Raw genomic sequence first — 18,040 nt, 5'->3', positions numbered from 1 at the left:
GCCAACGTTATGTTTTTCGGAAAATCCACCTCTGAATTATCTATCGTACTTGATCCGAACCAATTAAAAAATAAAAACGTAACATCACAGCAGGTACTAACTGTTTTACAAGGAAAAGAAACTTCTACTCCAGCTGGGGCAATTACTGTTAATCAGGAAGAATACAACCTCCGCGTCATTGGGGACATAAAAAATGTAAATGCCATTAAAAACATCACTGTGGCACCCCAGGTGAAATTGGAAGACATTGCTCAAATTGAAATTAAACAACACTACGATACAATCTCACATATAAACGGAGAAGAAGGCACAGGATTAATCATCATGAAAGAACCGAGTAAAAATGCAGTTGCCATTGGAAAAGAGATTGATAAAAAAGTTAAAGAGATTGATAAGGAATATAAAGATCAATTTTCTATTAAACTTTTGGCTTCAACCCATGAACAAATTGAAAATGCTGTTACTAACATGGGAAAAGAAGTAATACTTGGAGCAATCGCTGCAACTCTAATTATCTTAATCTTTTTACGTAACTTCCGAACAACACTCATCGCTGTTGTCAGTATTCCATTATCTATTTTATTAACACTCTTTTTACTACATCAATCTAACATTACGCTTAACATTTTAACACTCGGTGGTTTAGCTGTTGCAGTTGGACGTCTCGTCGATGATAGTATCGTTGTCATCGAGAATATTTTCCGCCGTTTACAAAAAGATTCTTTCTCTAAAGATATCATTCTCGATGCAACGAAAGAAGTCGCAGTCGCAATTACTTCTTCTACTTTAACAACGGTTGCTGTTTTTTTACCTATCGGCCTCGTATCAGGAGCAATCGGAAAATTAATGTTACCTATGGTATTAGCAGTTGTATATTCTATTCTATCCTCCTTAATCGTTGCACTAACAGTTGTTCCACTTATGGCTTTTTTACTACTCAAAAAAACAAAGCATCGAAAGCCAAGTTCTTCATCACGATATGTCGCTACGTTAAAGTGGGCTCTTTCTCATAAATTCATTATTCTACTTACTGCATTTTTATTATTTGTAGGATCAATTGCAGCCTATATATTACTACCGAAAGCAAACATAAAATCTGAAGACGACACAATGTTATCTATTAACATGACATTTCCAGCAGATTATAATGCTGAATCTCAAAAACAAAAAGCATTTGATTTTGAAAAGAAATTACTTTCTAATTCAGATATAACAGACGTTATTTTACGAATGGGATCTAGCGCAGAAGATGCACAATGGGGGCAAACAACTAAAAATAACCTCGCTAGTATATTCGTAGTCTTTAAAAAAGGTTCTGATATTGATCAATATATTAAAGAGTTAAAAAAGGAAAATAAAACTTTTGAGCCTGCTGAACTTGATTATATAAAAACAAGTTATTCAAGCTCTGGCGGCGGCAATAACTTACAATTTAACGTAACAGCTACTAACGAAGCGAATTTAAAAGAGGCGGCTACTATCGTTGAAACAAAACTAAAAAGCATGGATGATCTTTCTAAAGTAAAAACAAATTTAGAAGACTCTAAGAAAGAATGGCAAATTCATATTGATCAAACAAAGGCTGAACAACTAGGTTTAACACCAGAAATAGCTGCGCAACAAGTAGCATTCCTTATGAAGAAATCACCTATTGGCGAAATTACAATTAATAACGAAAAAACTACTATTATGATAGAACACAAAAAAGAAAACATTAATAAACAAGAAGATATTTTAAATACAAACATACTATCACCTATTAATGGCCCAATACCTTTAAAAGACATCGCAACTATTTCAGAAAAACAAACGCAAACAGAAATTTTCCATAAAGATGGAAAAGAAACAATCCAAATTACCGCCGAAGCTTCAAATGAAGATTTGAGCAAAGTAAACACAGCAGTAAATAAAGCGATGACTGACTTAGATTTACCTATCGGTGCAAAAGTAAATATCGCAGGAGCTACTGAATCTATGCAAGAGAATTTTACGGATTTATTCAAAATTATGGGGATTGCAATCGGTATTGTATATTTAATTATGGTTATCACCTTCGGGCAAGCACGTGCTCCTTTTGCAATCCTATTCTCCTTGCCGCTAGCTGCTGTCGGTGGTATTTTAGGATTAATCATTTCACGAACACCTGTTGATGTAAATTCCTTAATTGGCGCATTAATGTTAATCGGTATTGTTGTTACAAACGCTATTGTATTAATAGAAAGAGTCCAACAAAATCAGGAACACGGAATGGAAACAAGAGAAGCCTTACTTGAAGCAGGTTCTACTAGACTACGCCCAATTATTATGACAGCTATTACAACAATCGTTGCTATGCTCCCACTCCTATTTGGCCAATCCCAAGCAGGAAGTATGGTATCAAAAAGTTTAGCCGTCGTTGTCATTGGTGGTTTGGCAGTCTCAACTGTTCTTACATTAGTAGTCGTTCCAGTTATGTATGAACTGTTAGATAAAATTGGGAGAAAAAGACGCTCCCGTAGGAAAATCAGCACTTCTACAGAAACACCTGATATTTAAAAACAAAAGGCGTTATCTTCAAAAATGAAGATAACGCCTTTTCTCTACTTAATCATATAATGCATCATTTTTTCCACATATCGCTCTATAGGTTTACTAGAATCCACAATCCAAATTACATCTGTTCTTCTTTATAATTAATTACAAATTCAACAATCATTACATCCATTCCTTCTATATTAAAATACAAAAGAACCCCCTACTTATAAATAGAGAGTTCTCCTTTGTAACTTATGCCGCTTTTACCTTCTTCGTCGTTTTACTTTTTCTTTTCGTTCCTGTAAAACGCTTGTGTAATATAGACGCTACCAAGCGTGAAATAACATTGAATAATAATACCATAATAATTAATACAGCTGCAGATTTTGTCGCAATCAACTTCGCATCTGGAATAACTCCTTCAGAATTTAATTTCCAAATGTGAACCGCTAATGTTTCAGCTGGTCTAAACGGATTTAAAGGATGCGCAGGACTTGAGAAATCCGCTGCTGAATTTAAAATCGGCGATGTTAAACCCGCTGTGTAAATTAATGCTGCCGCTTCTCCAAATATACGACCCGCCGCTAAAATAATACCTGTAATAATTTGCGGTAATGACGATGGGATAATAATACGAGCAATCGTTTGCCACTTCGTTGCACCTAATCCAAGACTTGCCTCTTTTACATTATGAGGAACTTCTGAAATCGCATTTTCACAAACACGTGTTAAACCTGGTAAATTTAAAATAGTTAAAGCAAGAGCACCACCCATTACTGTGTATCCCCAGCCTGTCATTGTAACGAACACTAACAAACCGAATAAACCAACAACAATCGAAGGTAAAGACGCCATTGTCTCAATACATAAACGAACAAAATTTAAAAAACGTCCTTGTTTTGCGTACTCCGCTAAATATATTCCAGCACCTAAACCAAGAGGAATAGATATAACAAGCGTTATAACAAGCATGTAGAAGGAATTGAATAACTGTGGACCAATCCCACCACCAGCTCTTGTATTACTTGGTTCTCCAAACAAGAAATTAGGATCCCAAAATCCCCATCCCTTTTGCAGAATTTCAAACACTAAGAATACTAGTAAAGCTACAACAAAAGCTGCAACTGCATAAAAGATACCTGTCCAAACTTTATTTACCGTTCTTGCATTCATTATTATCGCTCACCTCTTTGCCCAATCGCTCGAATTACTAAAATAAACAGGAATGAAATAACAAGTAAAATCATCGCTAAAGTCCATAGCGCATTGTTCCAAGCAGTTCCGTTTAATGTATTTGTCATGTCCATTGTCAAAATACCAGTTAACGTTGCTGTCGGACTGTATATTCCTTCTGGTAATTTAATTGTGTTCCCGATTACCATTTGAACCGCTAATGCTTCACCAAAAGCACGCGCTAAACCTAAAACAATACCTGTTAAAATCCCTTTTTTCGCAGCAGGAACAATCACTCGGCTAACCGCTTGCCATTTCGTTGACCCTAAACCATAAGAAGCTTCTAAATAATCAAATGGAACAGAGCGTATTGCATCAGAAGCGATACTAGCAATAGTAGGTAAAATCATAATACTTAATACAACAATACCTGCAATTAAACTAAAGCCCACTCCTCCAAACGAATCACGTAATAGCGGCACTAAAATCGTAACCCCTAATAACCCGTATACAACCGAAGGAATACCAACTAATAATTCTAAAACAGGCTTCAATACTTTATTTCCAAACTTCGGCGAAATTAAATTCATGAATATAGCAAGAGCTATAGCAATTGGCGCACTAATAATAACCGCACCTAACGAAACCACTGTTGAACCTACAATGAAAATCAAAGCCCCGAAGGTTCCTTCGTCAGCATTTGGATTCCATTTTGTGGATGTTAACATCTCAGTAAATGAAATACCGCTTTGTGTAAAAGATTGAATACCTTTACCACAAATAAACGCGATAATAGCTAATGTAATTAAAACAATAAAAATACCACAAAACGTAACAAGCGATCTTCCTATATATTCACTTTTTACGTAATTAATTTGTTTTTTCCCCTTCATCACAGGTCAGACCCCACTTCATAGATTGAAATGAACAGGACTGGCCTTGCAGCCAGCCCCATAAACTTTATTACTTATTTAATTTAGACATTGGGATGTAACCCATATCTTCTACTTGCTTTTCAAAGTCTTTACCTTTTACATAATCAATGTAAGCTTTTGTTGCTTCTTTCGCTTCACCTTTTGTTACCATGTACTCGTAAGACCAGAATGGATATTTACCAGACGAAATGTTTTCAACTTTTGGTTCAGCACCATCAATTTTCACTGTTTGTAGTGCACCTTTTTTGTCGCCAACCATGTAAGACATCGCTAAATAACTTACTGAACCTGGAGTAGAGTTAATCGCTTGCTCTACTGCACCGTTAGAATCTTGTGTCGTACCAGTTCCATCATTAATCTTTGCTTCTTTCATAACTGTCTTTTCAAATGTAGCACGTGTACCAGATGAAGCCGGACGGTTAATTACGTTGATTTTTTCATCTTTCCCGCCTACCTCTTTCCAGTTTGTTACTTTTCCAGTGAAGATATCTTGTACTTGTTGCACTGTTAAGTTATCAACTTTTACATCTTTATTTACGACAAGTGCGAATGCAATACCCGCAACCTTGTTATCTACTAATTCTTTCGCTTTTTCAGCATCTTTTATTTTATCTCCTGATGGAACATCTGAATTACCAATTTGTACTGCACCCGATGCTACTTGGTTAATCCCAGTTCCACTACCGCCACCTTGTACTTGAATAGAAACTTTTGAATTTTTCTCCATGAATTTCTTTCCAGCTTCCTCCGCAAGAGGTAGAAGAGCTGTAGAACCAGCTGCTGCAATCGTACCTGATAACTCTTGTTTTGTATTATCGCTTCCTTTAGCAGTTTCTTTACTAGCTGTATCTTCTGCTTTCCCACATCCAACTAACGCTCCTGCCACCACTAAAGCTGCTAAAGAAAATTTAATACCTTTTTTCATAACCATGTCTTGTACCCCCATTTGGATTATCGCTTTTCGAATTCATTTTCTTTCGAACACAAATTCATTGTAGGACAACAATATTATGTGAGTGTTAAGCAATTTTTAATTTTAAGTAAATGACGATAATACTCTTTAAAAGCTAGGAATCCCAACATTTATAGTTAAAGAATCCAACAAAAACCACACTAACTATGCTGTAATGTAAATTTATTCTTAACAATGTAAATTCAATGTAAATGTTTTTCTATCTTTTCCCTTTCTAGTTAAAGTTAGATTTACAATTCCGCGCATTTTGTAACTTTTACACGCCTAATTTGTGAACATTAAAAAGAATTTCAGTAATATTTTTTAGTACAACTAAATAAATTGGAACAATTCTAAAATTAAATGAATATTTTTAAAGTACTAATTGACAACATAATCCAACGTGGTCTACTATATTACTAACAAAAAGTTTACCTTAGGAAACTTTTTAAACTTAAACTAACAATATAGAGATGAGGTAACTTTTATGGTATCGGCTAATACAAAACCACTTTCCGAATTTAGAACAGGAGAGTTTGTACAAATTGAGAAGATACAATTAGAAGGAACTATGAAACGACGTTTATTAGATTTGGGATTTATCCCTGGGGCAACGATTAAAGTATTGCAACGCAGTCCACTTGGAGATCCAGTTGCTTATCAAGTAAGCAACACAACTATTGCACTGCGCAAAGAAGAAAGTTCCCTTATTTTCGGGGTATTAATAGGAGATGATTTCAGATGAGCAAACATCGTATCGCTTTAGCTGGTAACCCGAATACCGGGAAAAGTACATTATTTAATACTTTAACAGGCTTAAAACAACATACTGGCAACTGGACGGGAAAAACTGTTTTAAAAGCTGAAGGGGAATATGAACATAACGGAAGTAAATATACATTAATAGATTTACCTGGAACTTACTCACTATATTCAAACTCTGCGGATGAAGAAGTAGCAAGGGATTATATTATATTTGAAAAACCAGAAGTAACTGTAGTCGTTGTAGATGCAACTGCAATGGAAAGAAATTTAAATTTAGCACTTCAAGTGATTGAAATGACGAGTAACGTAGTCATTTGTATTAACTTAATTGATGAAGCTGAGAAAAAAGGCATCGTTATCGATGAAAAGAAATTAGCAAAATCACTTGGTGTGCCTGTCGTTAAAATTTCAGCACGTAACCGAGTAGGTATTGGTCATTTGCTGAATGTTATTGCAAAAGTAGCAAATAAAAAACTAATTCCAACACCAATTAAAATTACTTACAGCGAAAAAATCGAAAATATGATTCAGGAATTAGAACCACAAATTTATAAAGTGTTCGGTGATACGTATCCAGCACGTTGGATTGCGTTACGTATACTAGATGGAGATAAAAATTTCTTAACTACACTTCAAAAACACCATAATGAACCACTTGTAAGGGAGGTCGTAATTAATGGAATCTCACTCAGCCAGTAAAGCTCTTCCATTAGACTATATTATTCAACATGCACAAACACTTTCAAAAGAAGATATACGAGATGATATAGTCGGAGATATTTACCGAACATCTGCAAGCATATGTAAAGAATCCGTCCAATATACAAATACTGATAAATTATATCGTTCCGAAAAACTAGATAAAGTTTTCACATCTCCAATATGGGGATTCCCAATTATGCTTGGTATTTTATCTATTATTTTTTATCTTACAATTGCAGGCGCTAACGTACCATCTGATATGATTGCCGAATTCTTCGGATGGGCCGAAGGATATTTAACATCTTGGTTCCAAGCAGCACATGCACCTGAATGGTTACACGGCATTTTAATACTTGGTTTATTCCGTGGTATCGGTGCTGTTATTAGCGTTATGTTACCACCTATGGCAATCTTTTTCCCTATGTTCGCGCTATTAGAAAACTACGGATACTTACCACGTGTCGCGTTTAATATGGACCGCTTATTCAAACGATCCGGTGCACACGGGAAACAATCTTTAACAATGGCAATGGGATTTGGTTGTAATGCAGCAGCCATTATGTCAACACGTATCATTGAATCACCACGTGAACGTATGCTAGCAATCTTAACAAACAACTTCGTACCTTGTAACGGTCGCTGGCCTATGTTAATTTTAATGGCCTCATTATTTATGGCTACTGGTTATACAGGTAGTATGCAAACACTTGTTACTGCCGGCGTTGTAGTTGGAATGGTTGTAATTGGTATTATTATGACATTAACCGTTTCTTGGGTACTATCAAAAACAGCTTTAAAAGGCGTTCCAACTCACTACACACTTGAGTTACCGCCGTACCGTAAGCCAAAGGTTTGGAATACAATTGTGCGTGCAACACTCGATAAATCAGTCTATGTTTTAAAACGAGCTGTTGTTGTGGCTGCCCCTGCGGCTGCATTAACTTGGTTACTAGCTAATATTTTCATCGGTGATACAAGTCTACTTATGTATTTTGTAAACTTCCTGGATCCATTCGCTAAAATGTTAGGACTTGATGGCTTTATTCTAGCTGCGTTCATTCTTGGACTACCAGCAAATGAAATTGTTATCCCAATTTTATTAATGTCTTACTTATCAACCGGGGCTTTAACTGAAATAGATGATTTTAATCAAATTAAAAATTTATTCTTAGAAAATGGTTGGACTTGGTTAACAGCGTTAAACACAATGTTGTTCTCACTTCTTCATTTCCCATGTGGAACAACACTGGTTAACATATATAAAGAAACAAAAAGTGCAAAATGGACATTCTTATCGTTTGCAATCCCTACCGTTATCGCTATTGTTGTGACATTCCTCTCTACACAATTGGTACATTGGTTAGGGCTTGTATAAAGCAAAGCATACATAGAAGGTATCCCCCTTCACATATGCTTTGTATAAAAGAAACCTGAAATCATTCAGGTTTCTTTTTTTGCACATCAGTATTCCAAGGTTGCGCTCCATACGTTGTGAGTTTCTTATGAATAAAGTATATGGCTCCTGGAAGAATCGCTATTAATATTGTGCAACTAATTCCTAATCCAGTAAACAACTTCCATCACCTTACTTCACTTTCTTTGGTAATGCTGAACCTGAATGTTCAATTGTTGGATCAACGTGAACATTAATTTCAGCATTACTAAAATAATTCTGACCTTGATCCCAATTCTTACTAATTTTCTTCCACTCTTTATAATTATGCCTCTTATATACCTCTCCTAATTCCAATACATCTACCTTATATTTTTTTTGAACAAGCTGTATAGATTTTTCAATACGCTTCTTCATTTCCTTTGAAATCTCTTTCTTTAAAAACTTTTCATTCATCACTTGTTTCGGTTCATTAAAATGTAACTCAGCTAATATGCCTTCTGTGGACAAATGAATATCAAACTTCGGTTTTGTAGCATTTTCAGTAGACACCTGAATCTTTCGGCGCAACTTATGAATTTCATATGTAATGAGCTGATTCTTTTTACGAACAGTAAAGAAACCTCCAATTTTTTTACCTATTACATAGTTCATTCCTAATGTTTGTTCTCCACTCAAAGTTCCAACGCACTTATTATCCTTTCCACGGATCAATGCCGCTCCTTCCATTTGTACTCCTTGTTTAGTTAATCCTAAGAGAGGTAATGCAAAACTTCGATCTGCGATCATTTTCCCTTGTACCTCACCAATTCTCGCCGCCTCAATCATTTGAGCGTTTTTCGGAGGATGTTCAGCTAACATATCAATGTACTGCGCCGGTAAGTTTTCAGGTTTGGCGCTCTGTTTTAAAATAGATTCTGCATTTTTCTTGGAAACGAACAAACGAATATTTCTTCTCATTTCATGATCACGAAAATATACATCTAACGTATTTTGCAAAACATACGGATTCGCTAGTAATTCATCCGAAAAAATAATGACTTGTATATGCGGAAAAAATAATGTTCGACTAATTTTTTTAGCAATTATTCTTATTTGCTCGAAGACGCTATCTGCTTTCGCACTTACGTTAATATAATTTTCACTATCTCCATCGCCCTGTCCACCTTGTTGTGCTAACTTACTGGGAAGTACCATCTGATACGTCCCTTTCATAATCGGATTTGATTTCTTTTTCTTCACAATATCGTAAGCTGCGCCTACTACAAATCCTCTTTCTTCTATTTCTTCTAGTTCAGAACACCCACTTATAAATCCAGCTAAAACCATAACCATTATAATTTTAAGAAGGTTTTTCATTTCTACCATTCCTTCTTTTTATTTTATATACAATAAAAACTAGCAAAGGAGCTAATACGACAAACCCCATATCTATCCACGCTAAATACGTTCCGTAACTTGATAACGTATCTAAATTACCAGGGAGCATATTCAGCATAAAAATCAGAGGCGCGCTTCCGAAAATAAAAATATGTTTCTTCACTTTCGGAAACATGGCACAAAACAATAAAGATGCGACGTCATAATACATTGCTGTAGTGTTATAAATAGTAATAATCCAAGTCGTAAAAAAAATTGCATCGAACCTTTCTAAAAAGCCTCCACCAATTTCAATTTCTTTCCCTAATTCAATTGTTGGATATGTCAATCCACGAGTTGTCATATACGTAAAAACACTAATACAAGTTACATAAATTAAAATATATGAGAGCACATTTACTATCACGGCTTTTGCAACTGCCATTGGTGCCTTTTTCGCTGTCTTATCATTCAACAACACAGCATAAAACAGAGCTACCTCAAATCCAATAAATGTGAATATAGAATTTTTAACCCCAACAGCGTACTGACTTACTTCCGTTTGAAAAGCTGGAAATAAATTGTTTATTTCCATTAAATTTATATTCAATAAAGAAAGAAGCACTATCGCAATTAAAACAATAGGTAAAAATAGAACATTTAACCTTAATAAGGCCGCTCTTGATCCTGCTATTCCGTAAATAACAACTAGTAAGAAGAAGAAAGACAGTAGTTGTATCGGTGTCTCACTAAATAAATACGTTTGAGAAATAATTGAAATCATTCGCGATTCATATGCTGTCAAAGCAGCAAACGTTAATACTAAAACCATACTAATCGTGTATGCTACCGGCTTTGTCAAATGTGCACTCGTATATTGAACAAAGTTTTGTTTTGGAAATAAAATAGCCACCCTCGTTACAAACCAGCCTAAAACTGCACATATCAATCCACCCAAAAGCAAAATAATCCAACCATCTGAAAATAAAGTTTGGTTAGCAATATCCCTTGGCATAGATAATGCTCCTATACCAATAATGGTCGATGATACCGCAAACCCAATTTCCCGAGATCCAATTTCTTCATCGCCATACTCAAATGGTTTCAATTATTTTCGCTCCTTTGGACGTACTGTAGAATCTTTCGTTTGTAAATATTCCGGTCTCTCTTTCAACATTGATTTTGGCATGCGAATAAACTCCTCTTTCCAATCTTTATAAAATGCAGGAGCAATTGGAGTTGTATACGGTACACCAACACTTGTTAAATTTGTAATATGAACAGCAAGCGCAATAAGAGCTAGAATGATTCCATACAACCCAAAAGCCGTTGCTGCTAATACAAAGACGAAAAGTAAAATCCGAAACGTAATTGTGATGCTATACACTGGAAGTGAAAATGTAGCAATAGCTGTAACCGCAATAATGATAACTAAAAATGGATTTACAATTCCTGCATTCACCGCTGCCTCTCCAATTACAAGACCACCTACAATCCCAATTGTTTGCCCCATCGGTTTCGGCAACCTAATTCCTGCTTCTCGTATTAGCTCCATCGTTAATGCCATCATTAACGTTTCAATATATGCAGGAAACGGAACCCCTTCTCTTGCTCCAGCAATTGAATAAGCCAATTTAGAAGGAATAAGTCCTTGATGATATGAGACGAGCGCTACATACATCGCTGGCATTAAAATCGCAATTATACCAGAACCCATCCGCAAAATTCTTAATAAAGTCCCAATTACCCAGCGCTCATAATGATCTTCCACAGATTGAAAAATATCAACAAATACTAATGGCGCAATAAGAGCAAACGGTGATCCATCCACTAAAATAGCCGCCTTACCTTTCATTAATGAGGCCACAATATTATCAGGCCTTTCTGTGTTCAAAAATTGTGGAAACGGTGACAAATTATTATCTTGAATTAACTGCTCAATCGTTCCCGTCTCAAAAACGACATCTGTCACTATTGATTGAAGACGCCGATCTAACTCTTTTACAATGTAAGGATTAATAACGTCTTCTACATATACTAAAGTTACTTCTTTTTGGGATCTCTTCCCTATAATATAAGATTGAAATCTCAGCTTTGGGTCACGTAAACTACGGCGAATTAACATTTTATTCACGTTAATATCTTCATTTAATCCGATCCTCGGTCCACGTATTAAATCTTCTGTCACTGGTGGTTCTAAACTTCTCTTCTCCCAAGCCCTACTATTAATAACGATAGCAGTTTGAATATTATCAATTAATATAACTGTATCTCCCGCTAAAATCGCATTCATAATGTCTGGAAACTTCGTCTTTACACCAACTTCTGCGATAGAAATAAAACGATCCAATAACGTTTGAACAACGGCTTCCTCACTTGGAATTTCTTCGTATTGCAGCGTACGAACGACATATTTATAAACATTATCCTTGTCTGTTAACCCACATAAAAACACAACCGCACAACGTGTAAAACTCCCAGCAAGAGCAACTTCTCTAATTGTTAAATCATTGGGTGAACCTAACTCATCCCTAATTTCTTTCATAACTTCAAATAAGTTACCTTCAAGCTCTAACAATTTCCCCACCTAACTTCCTTTTCAACAAGTTTTTAGTTAGATTCCGCTAATAGAAGAAAATATATACAAAAAAGAGCTATCTCTTTTCAAAGATAGCTCTAATAAACGAATTACTTTTCTACTATTATGCTGTTTTTCTTTATAGATACACTTTTTGTAAATCCACTAACTACAAACATCACAATCATATTAATTAACAATGCGACTATACCTACATTTAAATCTTTTATAGACTGCGGAAAACTCGGAAACATCGTAGCTATATTAGAGCCCGATAAAGTGATATATGCAACAACTAATAACCCCATTCCCATTCCTGCAATCGCTCCTTGCTTCGTAATAACCTGACGTGGAAACAAGCTACATACAAGTGCAGGGAAAAGTTGTGTAACAATACTGTACCCCATTAATAGAAGGGCTCCTATTGTTTCTCCTCCTTTAAATGTAAATAAAACTGCTACGAGCGTTACTACAGGTACAAATAACTTTGCAGCTTTAGCAACTTGTCTATCTGAAGCAGATGGAACCATCGTTCGATAAATATTTTTCGCTAACAGTGTAGAAGCCGCCATAACAAGCATAGAGCCTGGAACTAACGCCGTTAATACTCCCGCACTACCAATAATTCCAATAAACCAAGGATCAAAAGTTTGTAAAGCAAGACGGAATAACGAAAGATCCACATCCGCTCCCTTTAACCCAGGAACTTGCAATATAGCAGCAAACCCTGCAAAAAATACGAAAAGTAACACTAAAGAATACAATGGCATAATTGCTGCATTTTTACGAAATACTTTTTCATTTTTTGCAGAAAAAGCAGAAGCAAATGTATGAGGCCACATATAAAAACCTAGGGCCGTTAATATAATAGTAGAAACAAACCAAGAAATACTCATTCCTTCTTCAGGTAAAGATAAAAATCCCGGCTTCGCTGCTTCTACAGCCTCAAACATAGGCTGAAATCCTCCATAATAATGATACGGTAAATATATACCTAAAAACATAACGATAAACAGTATCATAATATCCTTCAAAGCAGCCGTCCAAGCCGAACCGTGTATACCTGAAACCATTACATATATAGTTATAACAATAGCACCAATCCATACTGCAACAACAGGTGACACCCTTCCGTAAGAAGCTTCTGAAACGATAATCCCTAGTCCCTTTAACTGTAAAACAAGATATGGGATGATGGAAACAACACCAACAACTGAAACAATAAGTCCAAGAGCTTTACTTCTATATTTCTTCGCAAAAAAATCCGACTGCGAAACAAGGTTATGCTCTTTCGCATACTTCCAAATTGGTGGTAATAAAAAATACGATAAAAGATAAGCTAAAGCACCATATCCCAAAATATAAAAGGTAGGTGCTCCTTTACTATACGCCCAGCCGCTTCCCCCTAAAAATGTAAACGTCGTATAAATCTCACCTGCCATCAGGAGAAAAACAAAAATAGTGCCAAATCCTCTTCCCCCAACTGACCATTGCTCTAAATTCATATCTTTTCCATGTTGTGCCCGAATCCCTAAAAATAGTGCGAGAAACAAAAATAAAATAATGATAAGTAATGCAGTCATTTTACATCCTCCTTATTAGCAGGATCAAACACGTACACAAGCCCCATACAAAGAGATGTAATAAACACTGATAATAATACCCAAAATAATAAAAATGGCATCCCTAATACGTAAGGAGTAACTGAATTCGCAAATATTGGCCCAACTACTAAACAAAGAACTGGGATAAGCGCTAGAATGTGTATTTTCTTCATCTCATTCTCCTTTACTTATAAAGTTCATAATGGCTGATACAAAGACTTCCACTCCAATCGGTAATGCATCTTCGTCAATCGTAAAACGAGGGTGATGATGAGGATATATAATACCTTTCTCTTTATTTCCCGCTCCGATAAAAAAGAATGCCCCTGGTGCCTTTTGTAAAAACGCTGAAAAATCTTCTCCAGCCATCGTCGGCTGCAAACGAACAACTCTATCTCTTCCATAAAGTTGTAATGCCGTTTGTTCAATAAGCTCTGTAACTTCATAATTATTTACAACTGGTCGATATCCATATTCATAAGAAAACGTATATTTCGCTCCGTAAGATTCCGTAATATGCTTCACAATCCGCTCAATCTTCTTCTCTGTTTCACCTCGTAACTCATGTCTTAAACTCCTCACTGTCCCTTCAATCTCCGCTTGCTCTGGTATTACATTATGAGTTGTCCCCGCATGAAATTGCGTAACGGATATTACGAGAGAATCTAATGGATTCGTGAGGCGAGATACAATTTGCTGAAGTTGCGAAACGACTTGTGTACCGATTGCGATACTATCTACCGTTTCATGAGGGATTCCAGCATGTCCACCTTTTCCCTCTATCCTAATTTTAAAAACATCCGGTGCAGCCATTGCAGGACCATAAATAACGCCTATTTTCCCAACCTCTAACAACGCCCAAAGGTGAGCACCAATGATATAATCCACACCTTCCATTACACCTGCCGCAATCATCTCCTCTGCACCACCAGGAAAATTTTCTTCAGCATGTTGGAATAGAAAACGAATCTCCCCTTTAATCTTCTCTCTTGCTTCTACTAACTTATGTACAACCCCAAGTAATATCGCTATATGTCCATCATGGCCACATGCATGCATTACACCCGGATATTTAGAAATAAAGTCAAACTCATTTTCTTCATGAATAGGAAGAGCATCCATATCGGCTCGAACCGCAACTGTTTTGCCCGGCTGTTTACCTACTAACTTTGCCATCACACTATATTTAGTCGGCCGTGACACTTCTAAATATGGGCATTTCCGAAGTATATCGAACACAAACTGCGATGTTTTTTCTTCTTGAAAAGATAACTCTGGATACTTATGAAAATGCCTTCTCCACTCAACTAACTGATTTTTTGACAAAACAAGTTCCTTTGCAACATCCATACCCCTTCACTCCTTCTTCACCAAGTTAAATGTTATTATAACGTGAATTGTTAACTTTTAAAAGAATTTTCTGAATTTTCAATTACAATAAAACAAAAAGAAAAAGCTATCCAAAAGATGACTTTTTCTTTATTATAAAATAGTAATCGCTTGTTTTCCCATTTGCTCCCAAGCTTTCTCAAATTCTGCTCGTGGAACAGCCAAACGTGGATTATTTTTCAGAGGATCATTTACATATACAAAGTTTTGATCATATCCAATTACTACTGCACTATGCTCATAATATGTAATTTTCACTTCGCCTGAACTCGTATTCCATGTTTCAAAACTACTTTCAGCTAGCGGCTTAAACGTCGTATTAATAATGACCCATACCGGGGAGCCAGAACTAATTACTTTATATATATCTTGCATGTCTCTACCTGTTAAATTAATTACTTTTTCAGGAACATATTTTTCTGCTAAATCAAAGATTGGTTTATTGTATACACCATATCCAGGCTTTGCCTTTGTATAAATATTTCCTACAAATCCCTCGTAAGGATTTCCACGCAAACCATTTTGTTCAAATGGAACACGATAAATTTCGCTAGCAAGTTGCATCTTATCTACTTGTACACCTTTATATTGCAGCAACATAGCTAAACTTGTCACTTCACATCCTCGAGGTAATTCTGGTAATTGTTTAATAAACGGAACATCTTCAATCATAGCTGCTTCTTTCATTTCAGATAGAAACTCTAAGCGTAAAACTTGCGCCTTTTGCATGATTTTATCTTTCCCTATAAAAAATGCAGCAACAAGTATAATACCAAAAACAAAAAGATATTTTAACTTTTTCATTATAAACAAAACTCCATTAATTATTATTTTACAGACACAACTCTTATCATTGTACCTTTCTTCTTACTAGTTTGCTAGAAAGATCATGTGAATTATCGCTCATAAAATTAATTGTAAAAATTCTAATTATTTTTAATAAAAAGAAAAATAAATATACATTTCCAGAATATTTTGCTAAAATAAAAATTGTTAACATAGTGAAGATATCACCATGTTAACAAACATTCTTAGAGTATTTAGTCATAGTTCGTTTTTTACATACTCCATTCATTTCATAGCAAATAAACCGAGTGTGTGTTGCATCCCCCACTAATGATTAAAAACTCAGAATAAAATGAAGTTCACACATTCAAGAAAATACGGGGTGAGGGGCATATGAATCAACAAATTGAACAAACAAATTTAAAACGAACAATGAAAAGTAGACACCTATTTATGATTGCACTCGGTGGTGTTATCGGAACCGGGCTATTTATGGGATCTGGTCAAATCGTCCATAATGCCGGACCTGGTGGCGCTATACTTGCATTTTTAGTCGGTGGATTTGTTATGTATTTAACGATGTTATGTCTTGGTGAATTATCTGTTGCTATGCCAGAAGCAGGTTCATTCCAAAGCTATGCAAGCAAATTCATTTCACCTGGTTTTGGATTTGTTGTCGGTTGGATGTATTGGTTAAATTGGGCTGTTACAGTTGGTGTAGAGTTAACAACTGTAAGTATTTTAATGAAACGCTGGTTTCCAGACGTTTCTTCATGGATTTGGTGCGTTACATTTGCAGCAGCGCTCTTCCTCGTAAACGCTTTATCAGCAAAAGCATATGCAGAAGCAGAGTTTTGGTTCGCAAGTGTAAAAGTCGCAACAATCGTTATTTTCATTGTACTTGGTGGGGCTGTTATGTTCGGTTTACTAGACTTTAATGGAAAGCCAGCTCCGATGCTTCATAATTTCACTGAAAATGGCGGGCTATTTCCAAATGGTGCATTAGCTGTTCTTCTTACGATGATTACAGTAAATTACTCCTTCCAAGGAACAGAATTAATCGGAATCGCTTCAGGAGAAAGTGAAAATCCTGAAAAAACAATTCCAAAAGCGATCAAAAATACAATTTGGCGAACTCTCTTCTTCTTCGTCTTAGCGATATCAGTTGTTGTAGGTTTACTCCCATGGCAAGAGGCTAATCTAGTCGAAAGTCCGTTTGTACTTGTTTTTGATGTAGCCGGTGTCCCATATGCAGCGGACATTATGAACTTTGTTATTATTACAGCTGTATTATCCGTTGCTAACTCTGGTCTATACGCAAATTCTCGTATGCTGTGGGCGATGGCAAAACAAGGAATGGCAAGCCCAGCATTTACGAAATTAACTAAAAAAGGTGTACCGCTAAATGCATTAATTTTCAGTCTGATTTTTGCTAGCCTTTCCTTATTAACAAGTGTATTTGCAGCAGATACTGTCTTTCTAGTTTTAACATCTATTGCAGCAATGGCTGCCGTTGTCGTTTGGATGTCAATCGCCGCTTCACAGTTTTTCTTCCGTAGAAATTTCGTGAAAAATGGTGGCGACATAAATGATTTAAAATATCGTACACCGCTCTATCCACTAGTTCCAATCGTAGCATTCTCGCTCAATTTCATTACATTTGTTAGTTTGGCTTTCATTCCAGATCAAAGAATTGCTCTTTATTGTGGCATTCCATTTATGATTATTTGTTACATTTTATACCAAGTTAAATATAAAAAAATTGTCACACTTGAACAGCCGCGAACTGTCACACGATAAATAAACTAAACATACAAAACATTCAGCTATCTTTCTTATGATAAGATAGCTTTTTTCTATTTCTTGGATATCCTGGTATAACTTTATTTA

15 protein-coding genes (1 of these 15 only partly in view) are annotated in these 18,040 nt (G+C 35.8%); 5 read left to right on the top strand and 10 right to left on the bottom strand.

The features are described from left to right. Nucleotides 1-2,535: the 3' portion of an efflux RND transporter permease subunit gene (locus F3I02_RS18165; RefSeq protein WP_074593802.1), read on the top strand. Its footprint begins 510 nt before the window's first position; 2,535 of the gene's 3,045 nt are visible here — the last part of the coding sequence; the start codon falls outside the window, past its left edge; the stop codon is at nt 2,533-2,535. 231 nt (nt 2,536-2,766) lie between these two features. On the opposite strand, the gene pstA is transcribed toward F3I02_RS18165, so the two are convergent. The 3 genes from pstA to F3I02_RS18150 all read right to left on the bottom strand — a co-directional run bounded on the left by pstA (nt 2,767) and on the right by F3I02_RS18150 (nt 5,553). Next, nucleotides 2,767-3,687, bottom strand: a complete 921-nt coding sequence (gene pstA / locus F3I02_RS18160; protein ID WP_000994135.1) for a phosphate ABC transporter permease PstA — start codon at nt 3,685-3,687, stop codon at nt 2,767-2,769. A 2-nt stretch (nt 3,688-3,689) separates the two neighbouring features. Continuing rightward, complete coding sequence (gene pstC, locus F3I02_RS18155; RefSeq protein WP_000676674.1) at nt 3,690-4,580, bottom strand: phosphate ABC transporter permease subunit PstC; 891 nt, start codon at nt 4,578-4,580, stop codon at nt 3,690-3,692. Between the two features lie 70 nt (nt 4,581-4,650). After that, nucleotides 4,651-5,553 carry a phosphate ABC transporter substrate-binding protein PstS family protein gene (locus F3I02_RS18150; protein WP_000245105.1) on the bottom strand — a complete coding sequence of 301 codons (903 nt, stop codon included), beginning with the start codon at nt 5,551-5,553 and terminating at the stop codon, nt 4,651-4,653. 508 nt (nt 5,554-6,061) lie between these two features. Between F3I02_RS18150 and F3I02_RS18145 the strand changes: the two genes are divergently transcribed. The 3 genes from F3I02_RS18145 to F3I02_RS18135 are packed head-to-tail and all read left to right on the top strand — an operon-like array spanning nt 6,062 to nt 8,416. Continuing rightward, nucleotides 6,062-6,319 carry a FeoA family protein gene (locus tag F3I02_RS18145; protein ID WP_000252992.1) on the top strand — a complete coding sequence of 86 codons (258 nt, stop codon included), beginning with the start codon at nt 6,062-6,064 and terminating at the stop codon, nt 6,317-6,319. Continuing rightward, nucleotides 6,316-7,038 (top strand): FeoB small GTPase domain-containing protein, encoded by a 723-nt coding sequence (locus tag F3I02_RS18140; protein ID WP_000033859.1) that lies wholly within the window; start codon nt 6,316-6,318, stop codon nt 7,036-7,038. The genes F3I02_RS18145 and F3I02_RS18140 overlap by 4 nt, the downstream gene beginning before the upstream one ends. Then, complete coding sequence (locus tag F3I02_RS18135) at nt 7,016-8,416, top strand: nucleoside recognition domain-containing protein (protein WP_074593801.1); 1,401 nt, start codon at nt 7,016-7,018, stop codon at nt 8,414-8,416. The genes F3I02_RS18140 and F3I02_RS18135 overlap by 23 nt, the downstream gene beginning before the upstream one ends. A gap of 210 nt (nt 8,417-8,626) precedes the next feature. Here the strand turns inward: F3I02_RS18135 and gerLC are convergent, their stop codons facing one another. The 7 genes from gerLC to F3I02_RS18100 form a co-directional block, all read right to left on the bottom strand. After that, entirely contained in the window at nt 8,627-9,793 is a 1,167-nt protein-coding gene (gene gerLC / locus F3I02_RS18130) for a spore germination protein GerLC (protein ID WP_000793363.1), read from the bottom strand. Next, complete coding sequence (gene gerLB, locus F3I02_RS18125; protein WP_000801998.1) at nt 9,777-10,901, bottom strand: spore germination protein GerLB; 1,125 nt, start codon at nt 10,899-10,901, stop codon at nt 9,777-9,779. Before gerLB ends, gerLC begins: the two co-directional genes overlap by 17 nt. Then, nucleotides 10,902-12,380: a spore germination protein GerLA gene (gene gerLA / locus F3I02_RS18120; protein ID WP_003300032.1), complete on the bottom strand. Its 1,479-nt coding sequence runs from the start codon at nt 12,378-12,380 to the stop codon at nt 10,902-10,904. Nucleotides 12,381-12,481: 101 nt separating this feature from the next. Further along, a complete protein-coding gene (locus tag F3I02_RS18115) occupies nt 12,482-13,954 on the bottom strand; it encodes a sodium:solute symporter family protein (RefSeq protein ID WP_000125940.1) in 1,473 nt (490 codons plus the stop codon). Next, a complete protein-coding gene (locus F3I02_RS18110) occupies nt 13,951-14,148 on the bottom strand; it encodes a DUF3311 domain-containing protein (protein ID WP_000719836.1) in 198 nt (65 codons plus the stop codon). Before F3I02_RS18110 ends, F3I02_RS18115 begins: the two co-directional genes overlap by 4 nt. Nucleotide 14,149: 1 nt before the next feature. Further along, on the bottom strand, nt 14,150-15,325 hold the full coding sequence (locus F3I02_RS18105) for an amidohydrolase (RefSeq protein WP_163050584.1): 1,176 nt from the start codon (nt 15,323-15,325) through the stop codon (nt 14,150-14,152). A 132-nt stretch (nt 15,326-15,457) separates the two neighbouring features. Further along, nucleotides 15,458-16,168, bottom strand: coding sequence for a C39 family peptidase (locus F3I02_RS18100; RefSeq protein WP_000734496.1), 711 nt, complete (start codon nt 16,166-16,168; stop codon nt 15,458-15,460). Between the two features lie 375 nt (nt 16,169-16,543). Here F3I02_RS18100 and F3I02_RS18095 point away from each other — a divergent pair, with 375 nt between their 5' ends. Beyond that, nucleotides 16,544-17,950, top strand: coding sequence for an amino acid permease (locus tag F3I02_RS18095; protein ID WP_001075768.1), 1,407 nt, complete (start codon nt 16,544-16,546; stop codon nt 17,948-17,950). Nucleotides 17,951-18,040: the final 90 nt, after the last annotated feature.

This window comes from Bacillus sp. SRB3LM (genome assembly GCF_015712745.1).
Lineage (GTDB): Bacteria > Bacillota > Bacilli > Bacillales > Bacillaceae_G > Bacillus_A > Bacillus_A thuringiensis_K.
Note: the sequence above shows the minus strand (reverse complement) of the source record. Positions and strands in the feature narration are given on the sequence as shown.

Coding starts and splice junctions, on each gene's coding strand:
- F3I02_RS18105 (WP_163050584.1), bottom strand. CDS start 15,325: ATGGATGTTGCAAAGGAACTTGTTTTGTCAAAAAATCAGTTAGTTGAG.
- pstA (WP_000994135.1), bottom strand. CDS start 3,687: ATGAATGCAAGAACGGTAAATAAAGTTTGGACAGGTATCTTTTATGCA.
- F3I02_RS18095 (WP_001075768.1), top strand. CDS start 16,544: ATGAATCAACAAATTGAACAAACAAATTTAAAACGAACAATGAAAAGT.
- F3I02_RS18135 (WP_074593801.1), top strand. CDS start 7,016: ATGGAATCTCACTCAGCCAGTAAAGCTCTTCCATTAGACTATATTATT.
- F3I02_RS18140 (WP_000033859.1), top strand. CDS start 6,316: ATGAGCAAACATCGTATCGCTTTAGCTGGTAACCCGAATACCGGGAAA.
- F3I02_RS18150 (WP_000245105.1), bottom strand. CDS start 5,553: ATGGTTATGAAAAAAGGTATTAAATTTTCTTTAGCAGCTTTAGTGGTG.
- F3I02_RS18115 (WP_000125940.1), bottom strand. CDS start 13,954: ATGACTGCATTACTTATCATTATTTTATTTTTGTTTCTCGCACTATTT.
- F3I02_RS18145 (WP_000252992.1), top strand. CDS start 6,062: ATGGTATCGGCTAATACAAAACCACTTTCCGAATTTAGAACAGGAGAG.
- F3I02_RS18100 (WP_000734496.1), bottom strand. CDS start 16,168: ATGAAAAAGTTAAAATATCTTTTTGTTTTTGGTATTATACTTGTTGCT.
- pstC (WP_000676674.1), bottom strand. CDS start 4,580: ATGAAGGGGAAAAAACAAATTAATTACGTAAAAAGTGAATATATAGGA.
- F3I02_RS18110 (WP_000719836.1), bottom strand. CDS start 14,148: ATGAAGAAAATACACATTCTAGCGCTTATCCCAGTTCTTTGTTTAGTA.
- gerLC (WP_000793363.1), bottom strand. CDS start 9,793: ATGAAAAACCTTCTTAAAATTATAATGGTTATGGTTTTAGCTGGATTT.